Source organism: Enterococcus sp. AZ191, from assembly GCF_051713845.1.
GTDB classification, from domain to species: domain Bacteria; phylum Bacillota; class Bacilli; order Lactobacillales; family Enterococcaceae; genus Enterococcus_B; species Enterococcus_B durans.
The window spans coordinates 107,460-124,555 of sequence record NZ_JBIOQS010000001.1 but is presented as its reverse complement, the minus strand read 5'-3'; the positions used below and the strand labels follow the sequence as shown (position 1 = coordinate 124,555).

The following is a 17,096-nucleotide window of genomic DNA, read 5'->3' as shown; positions in this document are numbered from 1 at the left end:
TGAGATGGCAAAAATTCAGGAACTATCGGAACGATTAGCCAATCAGATCGCAGCTGGTGAAGTTGTCGAACGGCCAGCATCCGTGGTAAAAGAACTCGTTGAAAATGCCATTGATGCCGGAAGTACGCAAATTGATATTTTAGTTGAAGAAGCAGGCTTGAAAAAAATCCAAGTCATTGATAATGGCGAAGGTATCTTGACTGAAGATGTGGAAAATGCGTTCAAACGCCACGCTACAAGTAAGATCCATAGTCGTGATGATCTTTTCCGCATCCGTACGTTAGGGTTTCGCGGAGAGGCGCTTCCTAGTATTGCTTCCGTATCGTTGCTCACGATTGAGACAGCGAATCAAGATGAAACACAAGGAACCTACTTAGAATTGAAGGGAGGAGAAGTAATAGAGCATCGCCCGGCGCCACTAAGACAAGGAACAAAAATCACCGTTGACAATCTGTTCTTCAATACACCTGCACGGTTAAAATATGTAAAAACATTGCATACGGAGTTAGCCAATATTGGCGATATCGTCAATCGCTTAGCTTTGAGCCATCCCACGATTGCATTTCGTTTAGTCCACGACGGCAATAAAATGTTGGCAACAGTAGGAAATGGAGATCTAAAACAAACGATTGCGGGGATCTATGGATTAGCTACAGCAAAAAAAATGTTGAAAATCGAAGCGAACGATTTAGATTTTGAAGTCTTTGGGTATGTTTCCTTGCCAGAAGTTACTCGTGCAAGCCGAAATTATTTATCGACGATCATCAATGGCCGCTTCATCAAGAATTTTTCATTAAACAAAGCAATTGTGGCAGGTTACGGCTCGAAACTGATGGTTGGCCGTTTTCCAATTGCTGTTTTAGAAATCAAAATGGACCCGTTATTAGTCGATGTCAATGTCCATCCTACAAAACAAGAAGTCCGTTTATCCAAAGAACAAGAACTGACAGATTTGATTGCTCAGGCGATCCAAATAGCACTATCACAAGAAAACTTGATTCCTAGTGCTGCAGACAATTTAAGATTTAAGAAAAAAGTACCGGATCAACCAAAAGCTGAACAAATTGAGATTGATTTATCTTATGCGTTTGAAGAGCAGAAACCAAAAACCCCGCAAAGTTTGGGTTACGATCAAGCGACAGGCGCATTCTATGTTTCTGAGGAAAAGAGTCCAGTTGTGAACGATTCTGTTGATAACTCTGTGGAAAGTGTTGAAAACAATGAGGGGTTTTCTGAAGAAACAGGGGATTATCCAGAAAAACAGGAAAAAACGGTGGATAAACCTGGTGATATTGTGGATAACTTTGTAGAAAAATCAGTGGATAAGTCTGTAGATGAGTTATCCACTGTGGGCAACTTTTTAGAACAAGAAGTTCCTGGTCAAGATGTAGCGGAAACTGTGTACGAGGAAGAATTAGCTTTACATCCAGAATTTGATTTAGGGAAAAAAGATCGTGGATTGGAGCAAGCAATCCAAAAACTCGAGACTGAAAAGGCAACACAACGTTTTCCTCAGTTGGAATATTTTGGACAAATGCATGGAACATATCTATTTGCTCAAAGCAAAGAGGGGCTCTATATCATTGACCAACATGCCGCTCAGGAACGGATCAAATATGAATATTTCCGGGAAAAAATCGGGGAAGTCACAGATGATCTTCAAGAACTGCTTGTTCCTTTTGTTTTAGATTACCCGAATAGCGACGCATTGAAATTAAAAGAGCAGAAATCTGTACTTGAAGAAGTCGGGATTTATTTAGAGGGATTTGGCCAAAATAGTTTTATTGTTCGTGCGCACCCAACTTGGTATCCAAACGGGGAGGAAGAAGCGATCATTCGAGAAATGATCGATATGTTATTGTCCACTGGGACGGTTAGTGTGAAGAAATTTCGTGAGGCAACAGCAATCATGATGAGTTGTAAACGATCAATCAAAGCGAATCATTATCTAAATGAAGCACAGGCTAGGGTATTGTTGAACGATCTTGCCCAATGTGAAAATCCGTTTAATTGTCCGCATGGAAGACCAGTATTGATCCATTTCACTAATTCAGATATGGAAAGAATGTTCAAAAGGATCCAAGATCCACATTAAGGCGAAGAGGGGAAAACAGATGAAAGTTGTTTTGGCTTCACAGTCACCAAGAAGAAAAGAATTACTAGGACGATTGGTTTCCACATTTGAGGTTCAACCTGCTGATATGGATGAAACGCCATTTGAAGGAGAAAACCCTAAACAATATGTACAACGAATGGCTCTTGAAAAAGCGAACGTTGTTAAAAGTAAACAACTACCAGATACATTGGTCATTGCAAGCGATACGACGGTGGTGCTTGAAGACGAGATCATGGGTAAGCCTGAGAATGAGGAAGAAGCGCAAGAGATGCTTCGAAAACTAAGTGGCACGACCCATGATGTCTATACAGCAGTCGTTCTAACAGATCATCAAAAAGAAGAAAAAATCTTAGCACATGCGGCAGTTACTTTCTACGATCTAACAGATGCAGAGATCGCTGCTTACTTAGCAACTGGTGATTATGCTGATAAAGCAGGCGCATATGGTATCCAAAGCCTGGCTGGTGCGTTTGTCAAAGCAATTAATGGCGACTATTACAGTATTGTGGGATTTCCCATTGGTGCCGTCAATCAAGCGCTGAAAAAATTTAACTGAAACTAAAAAAGACTCATTGCCAAAAGATAGTGGTAATGAGAAATTCTGGAATAATGGCTATTCGTCAAATCGTATTGATGCAAATTTATATAAAACTCACGATGAATGTGGGACAAATCTAAAAATCAGTTTTGCTACAGACTCCGGATAAACGGTGTCCAAAAGTCAGGTTTTTCGGAAGTTTCTCAAACCTAAAAGACTTTTGTCTCGAACTTATTTTATTTCTAAAGATTAGTCCTTGTTATAAATAGATGTCAAATTCATTCTAAAGAATTTCAAGATGTCTTTTCTATACTTTTGAATCATAAAAAATGTTGGCGAACTTCACCAACATCAAAAAGTATAGAGCCAAAAAAATGAGCCAAGTAACCTCGTTATGCAGTGGTTATCTGGCTCATTTTGTCTTACTTGATTTTTGCTTTCCCAACTTGTTCACCGTGGCGGACAAGTCCTGTTTGATCGAGTGATAATCCAGCTACTTTTTCATGGTTAGTTAGAACAACGAGGATATCGGTCTTTTTCCCTGCTTGCTCAACCGCAGCTAGATCCATTTCAGCTAAACGTGTATTTGGTGTGACAAGGTCGCCTTCTTTCACGTGTACAGTGAAAGGTGCTCCTTTTAACTCAACCGTATCAAGCCCCATATGAACAAGAACTTCAAGGCCTGCATCACTTAAGATACCGATAGCATGTTGTGTTTCAAAAACGCTAGTGACTCTTCCGCTGACAGGTGCATACACATTGTTGTTTGAAGGTTCGATCGCGTATCCTTCACCCATCATTTTTTGAGAAAAGACAGGGTCATCAACTTCGATGATCTCTTTAACTGGTCCATCTGCTACTGCAAACAATTCTTCAGTAAGAGCTACGCTAGTTGTTGCTGTGTTGACTGGTTCGAACTGTTTTGGAGCAACAGTACTGCCGTCTGCTGTTTGTAATTGGACACTTGATTCAGCAACAGGTACAGCTGGATCAATTTTATTTAAAATACCTTGACGTCTAAAAATGACAGTCAAACCGAAAGGAACAATGACTGCAATGACCATTGCAATGATAAATGGTACCCATGCTTGTGCTTGGATAGCTAAGATGCCAGGTAATCCTCCTACGCCGATCGCATTTGCACGGACACCCATCAAGTTAGCAAACATCCCTGCTAGACCTGACCCAACCATTGCTGCCACAAATGGATAAACGTATTTCAAGTTGATCCCGAACATTGCAGGTTCTGTTACACCTAAGTAACAAGAGATCATTGCAGGAATAGAGATTTGTTCTTCTTTTTTATTCCCTCTGTGTAAGAAGATGATTGCAAGTACAGCTGAACCCTGTGCGATATTTGATAGAGCAATCATAGGCCAGAGGTTCGTTGAACCAAAATCAGCAATCAACTGCATATCGATCGCATTTGTCATATGGTGCAATCCAGTAATTACTAATGGGGCATATAAGAAACCAAATACTGCACTGAATAGCCAGCTGATTGAAGAAGTCAACCCTGTATTTACGACATTTGAGATCCAGCTACCAATTGTCCAGCCGATAGGGCCTAAAATCACATGAGCTGCTAAGACTGTTGGTACCAAGGAGAATAATGGTACGAAGATCATTGAGATCGACTGTGGGATATACTTACGGAAGAAAATTTCCAAATAAGCTAACATGAATCCGGCAAGCATTGCTGGAATCACTTGTGCTTGATAACCGATCATTTGAACTTGTGCAAATCCGAAATCCCAGAAAGGAATATCAGCTGCAGCAGTTGTAGCTACACTATAGGCATTTAATAATTGCGGTGAAACTAATGTGATCCCTAAAACAATTCCTAAAATTTGTGTAGTACCCATTTTCTTCGCGATACTCCAAGTGATCCCGACAGGTAAGAAGTGGAAGATTGCTTCACCTGGTAACCATAAGAATCCATTGACACCATTCCAGAACTGAGAATGTTCAACGATCGTTCCACCAAGACTCGCAAATTGGATACCTTCTAATACATTACGAAAACCTAAAATCAGTCCACCCACGATAATTGCAGGAATCAGTGGTGTGAAAATTTCCGCTAAAACAGCAATTGCTCGTTGGACAGGATGAAGATTTTGCTTGGCTGCGACTTTACTTTGTTCTTTTGATACGCCTTCAACACCAGATACAGCAACAAAATCATTGTAAAATGTGGCTACATCATTGCCGATAATTACTTGAAACTGTCCTGCGTTAGTAAACATTCCTTTGACACTGGGAATATCTTCAATTGCTTTTTCGTCTGCTTTTTGCTGATCATTCAAAACGAAGCGCATACGTGTAGCACAGTGACTCACAGCGGCAATATTTTCTTTTCCGCCGATACTCTCTAGTAGTTTTTCGGCATCTGCTTGGTACTTTACCATAGGAATAAACCCCTTTCTTTTTAACTTGTGTATACAAGTTGTTCATATCCATACTATACTGGTTTATTTAGTGAATTGAAAGCGTTTTATTTTAAAACGAGAAAATCTTGTAATCGCTATAAAAACGATGGAGTGAATGGAGCAAGAAAGTAGCCAGAACATTGAAATCAGAAAAAAGCTGTAGTATAGTTGATTAACGAGTAAGAGATTTCAACTGTTTAGTGGAGGAGAAAAGAATGAATAAATTCAATGAAATTTTTTTAGATTTGGAACAAAAAATTTTGGAAAAAGAATATCCTCCCCATACGTTGTTGCCAAGTGAGAATCAATTGATCAAGATATATGGTGTTTCACGGGAAACAATTAGAAAAGCGCTTAATCTTTTGACAACAGAAGGTTATATCCAAAAAAAACAGGGAAAAGGATCAATCGTATTAGAACGTAATCGATTTGATTTTCCAATCGCTGGTTTAACTAGCTATAAAGAGTTACAAGAAGCACAACATATTCCTAGTGAAACGATCGTGCAGACGTTAGAAGAAACAACGGTCGATCAAGCACTTAGTGATGTTACTCGTTGGGTAAAAGGAACACCGGTCTGGCATTTGATACGTCAAAGAAAAATCAATGGGGAAATCGTGATCTTGGATAGAGATTATCTATTGAAGGACGTAGTTCCTGTGTTGACAAAGCAGATCAGTGAAGGATCTATTTATGAATACTTTGAAGATGAGTTGCAGCTGACGATTGCTTATGCCCAAAAAGAAATCACCGTTGAACCTGTGACAGCAGCGATAGAAGAATCTATGGATCTAAACGGAGACAAATACGTAGTGGTTGTGAGAGGCTTAGTCCATTTAGAGGATACGAGTTGTTTCGAATATACCGAATCGATTCATCGTTTAGACAAATTCCGCTTTGTAGAGTTTGCAAGAAGACGAAAAGTATAAACCTGTAGCAAAATGAGCAGATTGTTTGCTTCTCCCTCCTTTGTCATTATGATTAAAAGACAAGGAGGCGTTTTTGATGAACGAAATTGAAAAGAAAAAACAAGAGTTAAAAGAACAAGACCCAATTTCCTATGCAGTGACACAAGAAAACGCGACAGAACGACCATTCACAGGAAAATATGATGATTTTTATGAAAAAGGGATCTATGTTGATATTGTCAGTGGTGAGCCACTATTCAGCTCTGCCGAGAAATATGATGCAGGTTGTGGGTGGCCAGCTTTCAGTAAGCCAATCACAAGAAAAGATATCAAAGAAAAAGCTGATTTTTCACATGGAATGCATCGAGTAGAGGTGAGAAGCAATCAAGCAGACTCACATTTAGGGCATGTCTTCAATGACGGCCCCACAGAAAAAGGTGGCTTACGCTACTGTATCAATTCTGCGGCTTTAAAGTTCATTCCTTATGATGAAATGGAACAGCAAGGATATGGCGACTATTGCTTGTTAGTTGAATGAAAGCTCTGACCATGACAAATTATCAAGTATAATCAAGAAAACGTCTAAGGTGGACAATCAAGTGGCTTACAGTAAAAGAATGACCAATATCTGAACTTTTTATCCACGATCAAGCGCTGTGAACGATGAAATTTGACAAGGAATGCGAAAAAATTTTTTTGCATTTCTTGTTACCTACTGGGTATAGTCACAAATTTCATTGTTTGCGGCTTTTTTCGTCGTATTTTGTTGGCTCACTTATCGAGTCCAGTACTGTTTTTGATCTGCATCCGAGGTGCTGACTAGAGATGAGGGCAGAGAAAGCAACACTATCAGATTCAAACAGCTATTTCTCTCTGTCCCAAGGTTTATATGATTTTGGATTCATATGATTTGATGATGCGGGAACAAAAATAGCGACCTCTTTTTTCAAAAGCCAAAGTGTGCTACAATAGGAGAAAATATGCGAACGTATGTGTGTGAAAGAAAGAGGATAACAAGATGTATGAATATCTGACAGGTGTGGTCACTTTTATCAACCCCTATTACATAGTAGTGGAAGCAAATGGGATCGGTTATCAAATTGCTTTGGGAAATCCTTACCGTTACAGCAGTCAAATGAACAAAGAAGTAAAAATCTACGTCCATCAAGTCATCCGAGAAGATGCGCATCTTCTCTATGGCTTCGGTTCTCTAGAAGAAAAACAATTATTCTTACGATTGGTCAGTGTTTCAGGCATTGGTCCTAAGAGCGCATTGGCTATTATGGCTAGTGACGATCATTCGGGATTGATTCATGCAGTAGAATCTGGAGATGTCACTTATTTGACGAAATTTCCGGGTGTTGGTAAAAAGACAGCGCAGCAGATGATTCTTGATCTAAAAGGAAAATTTGGCGAGTTGAGCATCGAGACGCCCTTCAATTTATTTGATGAGACTGCACTGCAAGATGCAACGGCTCTATCTGAGGCAATGGAAGCTTTATCTGCATTAGGATACAGTGAAAGAGAAGTCAAGCGTGTAGAAAAACAACTAAAAGAAGTGGAGAATCAAACCACTGATGAATATTTACGTCAAGCATTGAAATTGATGATGAAAAAATAAGGAGGGCTATGAATGACAGACGAACATCTATTATCGCCTGAAACGGGTGAAAATGAACTTAGTTTGGAAAAATCCCTCCGCCCGCAGTATCTTTCGCAGTATATCGGGCAAAATAAAGTCAAACAAGAACTAAAGATCTATATCGAAGCAGCTCGTAATAGGGAAGAGCCTTTAGATCATGTATTATTATATGGTCCTCCAGGTTTAGGAAAAACGACAATGGCCATGGTGATTGCAAACGAAATGGCGGTAAATATCCGGACTACGAGTGGACCGGCTGTTGAACGACCAGGGGATCTAGTAGCGATCCTTAATGAATTAGAAGCTGGAGACGTATTATTTATTGACGAAATCCATCGGTTACCGCGGGTAGCAGAAGAAATGCTTTATTCGGCGATGGAAGATTTCTATGTAGATATCATGGTAGGCCAAGGACCGACTGCTCATCCAGTCCATTTTCCGTTGCCACCATTTACATTGATTGGCGCAACAACTAGAGCAGGAATGCTGTCGGCACCACTTAGAGATCGGTTTGGGATCATTTCCCACATGGAGTACTATGAAGAATCTGATTTAAGAGAGATCGTTATCCGTTCTTCTGATATTTTCCAAACAGAGATCATCGAAGAAGGTGCGTTAGAGATTGCACGACGCTCGAGAGGAACACCTCGTATCGCAAATCGCTTGTTGAAGCGAGTCCGAGATTTTGCGCAAGTCCAAGGCGATGGAAAAATCGATCAGCAGATCGCAGATCGAGCATTGACTTTATTGCAAGTGGACCAAGCTGGGCTAGATTATGTGGATCAAAAACTGTTGCGAACAATGATCGAATTATATGGTGGTGGACCGGTCGGACTAAGTACTTTATCCGTCAATATCGGGGAAGAACGAGAAACAGTAGAAGATATGTATGAACCTTTTTTGATACAAAAGGGATTTTTAAAGCGTACACCGCGAGGAAGAATTGCGACTGCCTACGCATACGAACATTTTGGCTACGACTATCAGGTCTGATTTTGTAGTGAATTCAATTCTTTAAGTGGAAAGATAGGAGGAATGTGGATGGGTGATACACTGCACACGAAACAATTGATCAAAACCGTGTTTATCGATCTATGTCAAGAACAGTCTCTACAAAAAATCAGTGTTCAGCGGATTGCGCATGAAGCTGGAATCAATCGTCAGACGTTTTATTATCATTTTACAGATAAATATGATCTATTACGCTGGGTCTATTATGAAGATTGTTTACACTATCTAGATCCTGATTCTCTTTCTTTAGACAATTGGGAAGAACAAGCTTTGAAAATGTTAAAAGCAATCGCTGCTCAAAAAGATTTTTATGCAAGCACAGTTGTTTCAGACCAAGAAGTAATGCAAAAAGAATTTATAACGATCATCCAGCAATCATTTATCAAGATTTTTGAAGAAATGGACGAGGAAAAGCAATTATCTTCAACAGATAAATTGTTTTATGCCCGTTTTTTCTCCTACGGTTGTAGTGGGGTATTGATCAATTGGATCACTCACGAGTATACTGAAACGCCAATGGAGATTGCGATGCAACTCTTTCGTTTAGCCAAAGATACAGAGTTGTATTCTTATCGGTTGTATGCAAAAGAAGAACTAGAAGAAAATGAATGAGGGGAGAACCTGTCAATGACTAGCGTTTTATTTGTGTGCTTAGGAAATATCTGTCGCTCACCGATGGCTGAGGGACTGTTGAAAAAGCGGATTGCAGATGCTGGGATGTCGCATCGATTTAGGATTGATTCAGCAGCCACTAGCACGTATGAAATTGGACGTTCGCCTCATCCAGGTACGCAAGCAATCTTAGCAAAAGAAAATATTTCTACAGAGGGTATGATTGCCCGCCAAATCCAGCCACAAGATTTCCAAAAATTTGATTGGATCATTGGTATGGATCAGTCGAACGTCGAGGAACTAAAACAGTTAGCACCTGCAGATGCTCAAGCCAAAATCCATTTATTTTTGAGTAGTGTACCAGGGAAAGAAGAACAAAATGTTCCTGATCCATATTACACACATGATTTTGATGAAACATATCAACTGTTGAGTCAAGGTCTTGATTATTGGCTAAAAATATGGAGAAAAGATCAATAAAATAACGATATATATGTCAAGGTAACGCTTGCTTTGCTTTGGCTAGAGTAAATCATATTCTTGTTTTTTCGCTAAATATTAGGTAAAATAGATTTAATTAAGTAACACTTTCTTAGTTAAAGGAGGAGTGCATTCGATGAATGAAGAACCAGTATCACCTATGAAGAAACTGACCAAGTTAGTGACACATACGTCCTACCAGCTTTTCGATTCTTTTGTAAATGACACTGAGAAAATAGCAGAGAATGTACGTCTGCAAGGAAAGTTTGTCCTTGAACTACAAAAAGCGGCAGCGCAACACAGTTTAGTCATCTTGCAAGTCAGAGAAAATCGCATGAGTAATAAATATGAAACGATCTCGGGCTGGATCGCAACGAAAACAGTGGAAAAAGAGCGGGTCATGATCCGTTTACAAAACCAAGAACAACAAATACGTATGGTACCAATTGAACAAATCGAAAAAATCACTAGCCTTTCACCAGCGGGAGAGCAAGAACGATTATCGAAATAAATCAAATCGAAGAGGTTGGGACAGAAGTGTTTAATTCCGAGAAATAAGAAGAAATTAACGAAAATTGCTTTTCAAATTTTTGTGAATTTCGGCTTATTTCCGAAGGAGTTACTTCTGCTCCCACCGTTTATTCGGAGTTAGAGTCTGTGGCAAAACTGATTTTCAGTTTTGTCCCACGCTCTTTTTTTTGTATCAAAGGATCGAATATAAGCAGAAAATATAGTAGAAATAAAAAAAGGTCCTGCTAGCCGGGGAGCTAGCAGGATAAGGAGTTAAAAATGAAAAAGTGTTGTTAGGGTTGTTTGTTGGTATGTTTATATAATAGCGATGAGTTGTGAATTTTTTGTGACGAAAGTTTTTGAAAGTTGTTAAATTTCTTTGTAAAAATTATTTCTTATTGATAAAAGTTACTTGTTTATAAGAAATGGAAATAATCATCTCCTTAGATAGTATTTTCTATTTAGCTCATGATGAAAGTACGTTGAAGAACGGATACTTATAAAGCAGTTCGCATTATCTTGTTACTAAAGGATAATTGTACGGCTGTTTATCATAAAAATGAGACGTATCGTTGCTAAAAAATAAGCCTGATAATCCAAAAATAGGTTACACTATTTTTAAATTATCAGGCTATCAAAGCCGGTTATTTTTCAAGTAACAGTCATTTCTTTTGAGAAACAGTTACGTTAAAAGAAGCCTTACTCAGTCTAGTGCCGGTTCTTTTTTTATGCTACTCCAGATCAGTCCAATGATAAAACCAATGATCGCAGGAACGATCCAGCCCATACCTAATTGGAAAAATGGAAGATACTGCTTTGCATAGTCCAAGATATGTTGGGCTATAGCTGACTGTTTGATAAAGTCGGGACAAGCATTCAAACCGTCTAAAATAGAAGCAATTAACGTAAAGTACGTAGTCATTCGATAAACAGCTGGACGTTGTTTAAATAATGGCCCCGCAAGAACTAGTAAAATCAGGGTCATTGCTAAAGGATAGATGAACATCAATACAGGTAAAGAAATTTGAATGATGTTTGTCAATCCCACATTCGCCACCAAACAAGCGAGTACACTAGCCATCGTCACGAAAAATAAATAGTTTCTTTTTGGGAACAAATCAGTGAAAGTCTCTGCAAAAGCAGTGATCAAGCCGATCCCTGTTTTTAAACAGGCCAATACGACGATCAGTGCAAGTAAGATACTCCCGTAAGTTCCTAGATAATGGTCAGCGATTTGGGCAAGGGCGATTCCACCGTTTTCACTTAGCGCAAAACCACCTAGGCTCATGGCACCTAAATAAGAAAGCAATGTATAGATGATCCCCATCAAAACAATACTGATCGCACCAGATTTGATGGTGTCTTTTGCAATAGCAGAAGGTTTCGTGACACCCATATTGCGGATCGTCGTCACGATGATGATCCCAAATGCTAAAGCAGCTAAAGCATCAAGTGTGTTATACCCTTGAGTGAAACCAGTAAAAAAAGCATGGTCTTGATAACTCGGTTGGACAGCAGCATGTTGCACTGTACCGAGAGGATGAATAAATGCTAGTAACAATAAGAGTCCAAGTAATGCTAAGAAAACAGGATTTAAAAATTTTCCTACATAATCGAGGATCTTCGTCGGCCGTCTTGAAAGCCACCAAGCAGCAAAAAAGAATAGAATACTAAAAATAGCTAAAAACAAAGTTTGCTGATCAGACTGTATAAATGGGGCTAACCCGATTTCATAAGAAGTGGTTGCTAATCTAGGTAATGCGAAGAAAGGGCCGATTACAAGATAAAGCAAAATAGTAAAAACCATTGCATACGTTTGATTGATTCTTTTAGCCAATTCATAGACGCCAGCCGTCTTCGATACGCCAATGGCAATGACACCTAAAAATGGGAGGCCGATTCCTGTTACTAAAAAGCCGAGGTTTGCCCAAAAAATCGAGGCACCTGCTTCTTGTCCCATGTGGACTGGGAAGATCAAGTTACCAGCTCCAAAAAATAAACCAAAAAGCATGGAACCGATAAACATATATTCTTTAAATGTTAACTTCTTTGTCATAAATAACTCCTTTACTTCTATTTTTTTTAAAGTAACAAAAATAATACAGATTAGCAACCATTTTCTAGATAACGGTAGTAATAAATCTTTAGGTATTCCGACCATTCCGTGCTAAAATATGAGATAACTTACTAATAGGAAGTGGTCAAGTGACAAAATCAAGATTAGAAGCGTTCACGGATGGCGTCGTAGCCATTGTTTTAACAGTCTTGGTATTAGATAAAAAGATCCCTGATCCACCAGGTTTCCAGTCATTATGGGGAATTCGAAATACTCTGTTAGCTTATGGTATTAGTTTTATTTTTGTGGGAGTCATTTGGGTCAATCATCACCGTGTATTTCAAATGGCAGATAAGATCAATTATCGTGTCGTATGGGCCAATATTTTTTGGTTGTTCTGGTTGACACTTTGTCCGTCAGTCACAAGTTGGGTCGGCCGTAATCCGACTGAATTTTGGCCAGAGCTGTCTTATGTCCTTGTCTACACGATGTGGAGCTTTTCCTTTAGTATCCTGATGAAACAAGTGATGCGAGCGAATAAACCTGATTCGCATGTAGTCAAGACATTGACTAAAGACCATCGAAGTTTTTTGTCGATGTTCATCAATATTTGTCTGATCGTCGGTGTATTTTTTATTCCAATGATCGGTTTACTCGGTCGTTTCCTCGTCTCTGGTTTGTGGCTCTTATCTTACCGAAAAGCCGATGAATACTACCATATCTTTTTTTCAAGAAAAGTTGAATAAAAAACACCTGGGAATAATCCATTAAGGAAAATCCCCAAGTGTTTTTTTATTTTTTCTCATATTTGATTCGATAGATGACCAATAAGCAAATGAACCAGACAGGTGTTAGTAACAACGCAATACGTGTATCTTTCCCAAGAAGTAGGACAACACAGGTAAAAGCCATGTATAAAAAGACGAGGTAGTTACTAAAGGGATAAAAAGGCATTTTGAATGAATGATCTTTTTTTCCAAGTATACTTTTTCGGTATTTTAAATGGGTATAGACAAGCATGCTCCAAATGAATAGAAAACAAGTCGTTGCGATGCTACTGATCAAAGTGAAAACCTCACTAGGCATGATATAGTTCAAGACGACTGAAATAAAAATCACAATGGTTGAAAAGACTAATGCATTTCCAGGAACACGATGAGCGGTCAGCCGACGAAACCGTTTTGGGGCACTGCCTTCTTGAGAAAGGGAACGGAGCATCCGTCCAGTACTGTAAATCGCACTATTACAAGCTGAAGAAGCGGCACTTAAGACGACTAGATTAATCAATGAAGCAGCAATCGTAATGCCGATTTCTGAGAAAACTTCCACAAAAGGACTGTTGTCAGCATTTAAGCTGTTCCAAGGATAAATAGACATGATCACGAATAAAGACCCCAAATAAAAGAGAATGATCCGAATGGGGATATTATTGATTGCTTCTGGCAGTACTTTTTCAGGATTTTTAGTTTCGCCAGCTACTAACCCGACTAATTCGATTCCAGCAAAAGCAAAGGTGACCATTTGAAAGGATAGGATAAATCCTTTTCCGCCCTTCGGGAAAAAGCCGCCATGCGACCAGAGATTCGAAATACTTACGATACCGGCACTTGTTTTATAGTGTGTGATGATCATATAGGCACCTATGATAATAAAAGCGATGATCGCTACTACTTTGATCAGTGCAAACCAAAATTCTAATTCTCCAAAAAGAGAAACAGCGACCATATTCAATCCTAACAATAAAACTAAAGCAATTATCTCAGGTAGCCATTGGGGGATGCCAGGTGCCCAATATCGGACATACATGCCCATAGCAGTAAGATCAGCCATGGCGATAGCGATCCAACAAAACCAGTAAGTCCAGCCTGTCACAAAAGCTGCTTTTTTTCCAAGATATTCTGCAATAAAATCCAGAAATGAATGGTTATTTGTATTTGATAATAAAAGTTCGCCTAATGCACGCATAATGAAAAAGCAGATGCATCCTGTGATCAGATAGGCAAAGAGGATCGATGGTCCAGCCAATTGGATCGATTTTCCTGAACCGAGAAATAGACCAGTTCCGATTGCACCACCAATTGAGATCAATTGAACGTGCCTGTTCTTGAGACCTCGTTGTAGTTCTTGTTGCTCTTCGTTCATCAGTTTACTCATCCTAACTAAAAATTTGATTACTTCCATATTAAGAGAATTTTCAAAAAATTACAACTTTGATTCAGAAATCGATCACGTACAGTTTTCATCGATTCATATGAAAAAGCTGACCTTTTTTCATTATAAAAAGAATCGATAACGTATTTACTTGATGTCGATGAAAGAGTCGGCGATCAATCTAAGAGATTTGATATCTTGTTCCGTAAATGGTACGCGTACCAGTACGAATTTTTGTTTTTTATTTAACTTCATTTTTTGAGGTGTCGTACTGATAACTAAATCTGCTTGTTTTGATTGTGGAACAAAAGTAACAAAATAGCTGTTTTTTTAAATTAAGGATGACTTGCTGTTATAGATAATTGGTCAATAAGTAATTCAAATCAGATTGTAGATTGATTGCCAAACGTGGTCGTAGTTTGGCAAAGGGACACAAAGTAAGACAGATCAGCAATTGATTTTGAAAACGAAAACTATTTTCGGGTACTCGATAGTTGTATTTTTGAGTATATGTGTCAAAGAGAGAGTTGAATTGATGGTAATAAGTTGTTTCTTCATTTTGAACAGCTAAAATCAACTCTTGCTGGTGAAAGAAATTTTTGTCTATTTTGAAGAAGTTGAGGCTGATGAACTCATAGCGATGTAAGCGAACAGTAAGTCCTTTTTCTTCTTCGTCCAACGGTGTAAAGTAACGTTCAAAAAGATGAAACCAATCATTTGTAAGTTGATCAAACCAACCGCTTAGTTTAGGTGGAAATGGTTGGAAATCTTCCTCGTATCCAAAGATATCCGATGTCTGGATAAAAGCAATCAGTAGTTGCCAATTAGTTTGGTGCCATTCTGAGAGAAAAGCAGGCTTTTCAGGAATGGAGAGCGTTTTTAACAAGAGGGTTTGTCGTAATGTAAAAGTTAAGTGACTTTCCTGTTTCATTGCATTTAATTGGACGTAAAGCCAGATCGACAATAATTCTAAAGATTGTTCACTGGAGGATACCGCTAAATAAGTAAGGATTTTTCGCGATAGTTCCCAAATTAGGAGAGATGATCAGATAAGCCTCTCTATTTGGATAGATAAGTTCCATCTGTTCTTTGATTTCATGACAGCAATTTAAGATCGTCACTTGACTGCCCTATCCTAATTTTTTATGGATTTCCAAGGAAGTCAAGGGGAGGTTCGTTTCATCCAACAAGCGAAAAATCTTGATCTTTAGTTGAGTATTCGTGTCTAAACCGTACATAAAGCACCTCTTTTTTTAGATAAGCAAAAATTAAATGGAGTGGATATTTTACAGTATGTAATAAGGGTATCTTAAACTTTTTCGTTGAAAAACGTATAAAAAATAGAAGGAATTTTAATTCTTTTTTATGTCAAACCTTACAACAGATGTTAGTTTTATTCATTTATGAATGAGTAGAATAATTTTTATATAGGTATAAGAAATAATCTTCGATAACTATTCTTAAAAAGTAACAAATTGAAAAGTGTACATTTTTGGAGATAACCCAACTTAAAATCTGGTCTTTAATTTAAGAAATAGAAACCCTATAGTTACTTATGAGAATTTTCACGATAAAAAGAAATCTTTATCTCATGATTGCCTAAAAATAATAGCAAATACTATTTTTTTGTTTCTGATCATCTAATAGGAGGTGAAGTGAATGAAAAAACATCAAGTAATCTATTCATTGCTTTTTTGTGTTTCATTTTATTTGGCACAACGAGTCAAATACGTGCACCAACAACAGAGACCGTGACGCTCTCCGTTCATAAGCTCCTATTTGAAGATGGACAACTACCAGACTTGCAGACAAAATGGGGGAGTACTGTCACCAGAAGATTTACCTTCTTATCGGGGCCTAAATGGTGTAACATTCTCTCTTTATGACGTTACTGACCTTATTCTTATGGGAAAAAGGTTTAACGAAAGAACAAGTACGATCTAAGATAGCTAAACAAAATCCCACGCAGTATTTGACATCAGGTGTTACTGAGACGCAGCACGCTGAATCGGGAATAGTGAATTTCAATGTTCCAAAGTACAAAGCAAGTGTTTCCTATCAAGGGGAGTACGCTGTTTATTTACTTATTGAAAGCCATGCACCAACAACCGTTAAAGAAAGAGCAACGCCACTTGTTGTAACTTTGCCGGTCTACCAAAACGAACAAGAAGAATCAACGATCCATCTATACCCTAAAAATGAAGAAATCGCATATACAAAACCACGAAAAACAAGTGTTGGATAAAAAGACAAGTTATGCCTATGGAGATTGAGTTTCTTATCAAATTACTACAATGATACCTGTAGACAGCTGGAATTATTCTACCTATCAAATCAGTGACCATGCAGACAATGACTTAGTCATGAAAGAAGGGTCTCTTCATGTGCAAGTTGGCGAACAAAAAACGATCGATTATTAGAGTTCGGTTGAGGGTTCACCATCCAAATTTTTCCAAAAACTCTAGCGGAATTTTCAGGAGAAAAAATGACGATCACTTATGAGATGTCATTGGAAAATGCTCAAACTCTCGAATAAACGGCGTCCAAAAGGCAGGTTTTTCGGAAATAAAAAAACGAGCAATACAAAAAGCGTATTGTTCGTTTTTTTTCAATTTCTCAAACCTAAACGACTTTTGTCTCGAC

At 38.4% G+C, this 17,096-nt stretch carries 17 protein-coding genes; 13 read left to right on the top strand and 4 right to left on the bottom strand.

Features of this window, described 5'->3' with window-relative positions:
- The first annotated feature begins 4 nt into the window (after positions 1-4).
- Together mutL and IGI47_RS00625 are read left to right on the top strand one after the other, a co-directional pair.
- The gene (mutL, locus tag IGI47_RS00630; RefSeq protein WP_438783036.1) at positions 5-2,095 is read left to right on the top strand and encodes a DNA mismatch repair endonuclease MutL; all 2,091 of its coding nucleotides are present in this window, start codon (positions 5-7) and stop codon (positions 2,093-2,095) included.
- A 19-nt stretch (positions 2,096-2,114) separates the two neighbouring features.
- Entirely contained in the window at positions 2,115-2,672 is a 558-nt protein-coding gene (locus tag IGI47_RS00625) for a Maf family protein (RefSeq protein ID WP_311930657.1), read from the top strand.
- 404 nt (positions 2,673-3,076) lie between these two features.
- Here the strand turns inward: IGI47_RS00625 and treP are convergent, their stop codons facing one another.
- Entirely contained in the window at positions 3,077-5,062 is a 1,986-nt protein-coding gene (treP, locus tag IGI47_RS00620; protein ID WP_311930656.1) for a PTS system trehalose-specific EIIBC component, read from the bottom strand.
- 236 nt (positions 5,063-5,298) lie between these two features.
- On the opposite strand from treP, the gene treR reads away from it, so the two are divergent.
- The 7 genes from treR to IGI47_RS00585 all read left to right on the top strand — a co-directional run bounded on the left by treR (position 5,299) and on the right by IGI47_RS00585 (position 10,247).
- Positions 5,299-6,012, top strand: coding sequence for a trehalose operon repressor (treR, locus tag IGI47_RS00615; RefSeq protein ID WP_311930655.1), 714 nt, complete (start codon positions 5,299-5,301; stop codon positions 6,010-6,012).
- A gap of 76 nt (positions 6,013-6,088) precedes the next feature.
- Positions 6,089-6,529, top strand: coding sequence for a peptide-methionine (R)-S-oxide reductase MsrB (msrB, locus tag IGI47_RS00610; protein WP_311930654.1), 441 nt, complete (start codon positions 6,089-6,091; stop codon positions 6,527-6,529).
- 480 nt (positions 6,530-7,009) lie between these two features.
- Positions 7,010-7,612 carry a Holliday junction branch migration protein RuvA gene (gene ruvA / locus IGI47_RS00605; protein ID WP_005875279.1) on the top strand — a complete coding sequence of 201 codons (603 nt, stop codon included), beginning with the start codon at positions 7,010-7,012 and terminating at the stop codon, positions 7,610-7,612.
- Between the two features lie 12 nt (positions 7,613-7,624).
- Positions 7,625-8,626 carry a Holliday junction branch migration DNA helicase RuvB gene (ruvB, locus tag IGI47_RS00600; RefSeq protein WP_005875281.1) on the top strand — a complete coding sequence of 334 codons (1,002 nt, stop codon included), beginning with the start codon at positions 7,625-7,627 and terminating at the stop codon, positions 8,624-8,626.
- Between the two features lie 48 nt (positions 8,627-8,674).
- Complete coding sequence (locus IGI47_RS00595; protein WP_005875283.1) at positions 8,675-9,256, top strand: TetR/AcrR family transcriptional regulator; 582 nt, start codon at positions 8,675-8,677, stop codon at positions 9,254-9,256.
- A 15-nt stretch (positions 9,257-9,271) separates the two neighbouring features.
- Positions 9,272-9,736, top strand: coding sequence for a low molecular weight protein-tyrosine-phosphatase (locus tag IGI47_RS00590; RefSeq protein WP_438783033.1), 465 nt, complete (start codon positions 9,272-9,274; stop codon positions 9,734-9,736).
- Between the two features lie 136 nt (positions 9,737-9,872).
- Entirely contained in the window at positions 9,873-10,247 is a 375-nt protein-coding gene (locus IGI47_RS00585) for a hypothetical protein (RefSeq protein WP_311930651.1), read from the top strand.
- Positions 10,248-10,949: 702 nt separating this feature from the next.
- Here the strand turns inward: IGI47_RS00585 and brnQ are convergent.
- Complete coding sequence (gene brnQ / locus IGI47_RS00580; RefSeq protein WP_311930650.1) at positions 10,950-12,302, bottom strand: branched-chain amino acid transport system II carrier protein; 1,353 nt, start codon at positions 12,300-12,302, stop codon at positions 10,950-10,952.
- 149 nt (positions 12,303-12,451) lie between these two features.
- On the opposite strand from brnQ, the gene IGI47_RS00575 reads away from it, so the two are divergent.
- On the top strand, positions 12,452-13,048 hold the full coding sequence (locus IGI47_RS00575) for a TMEM175 family protein (RefSeq protein WP_438783032.1): 597 nt from the start codon (positions 12,452-12,454) through the stop codon (positions 13,046-13,048).
- 46 nt (positions 13,049-13,094) lie between these two features.
- On the opposite strand, the gene IGI47_RS00570 is transcribed toward IGI47_RS00575, so the two are convergent.
- Together IGI47_RS00570 and IGI47_RS00565 are read right to left on the bottom strand one after the other, a co-directional pair.
- The gene (locus IGI47_RS00570; RefSeq protein ID WP_438783030.1) at positions 13,095-14,444 is read right to left on the bottom strand and encodes an amino acid permease; all 1,350 of its coding nucleotides are present in this window, start codon (positions 14,442-14,444) and stop codon (positions 13,095-13,097) included.
- Positions 14,445-14,805: 361 nt separating this feature from the next.
- A complete protein-coding gene (locus IGI47_RS00565) occupies positions 14,806-15,339 on the bottom strand; it encodes a hypothetical protein (RefSeq protein ID WP_438783028.1) in 534 nt (177 codons plus the stop codon).
- Between the two features lie 769 nt (positions 15,340-16,108).
- Here IGI47_RS00565 and IGI47_RS00560 point away from each other — a divergent pair.
- Genes IGI47_RS00560 through IGI47_RS00550 form a run of 3 tightly spaced genes read left to right on the top strand, consistent with a single transcriptional unit; the run spans position 16,109 to position 16,873 of the window.
- Positions 16,109-16,339, top strand: a complete 231-nt coding sequence (locus IGI47_RS00560) for a hypothetical protein (RefSeq protein WP_376716953.1) — start codon at positions 16,109-16,111, stop codon at positions 16,337-16,339.
- The gene (locus IGI47_RS00555; protein WP_438783026.1) at positions 16,336-16,698 is read left to right on the top strand and encodes a pilin N-terminal domain-containing protein; all 363 of its coding nucleotides are present in this window, start codon (positions 16,336-16,338) and stop codon (positions 16,696-16,698) included. Before IGI47_RS00560 ends, IGI47_RS00555 begins: the two co-directional genes overlap by 4 nt.
- A 49-nt stretch (positions 16,699-16,747) precedes the next feature.
- On the top strand, positions 16,748-16,873 hold the full coding sequence (locus tag IGI47_RS00550) for a hypothetical protein (protein ID WP_311930645.1): 126 nt from the start codon (positions 16,748-16,750) through the stop codon (positions 16,871-16,873).
- Positions 16,874-17,096 lie beyond the last annotated feature (223 nt).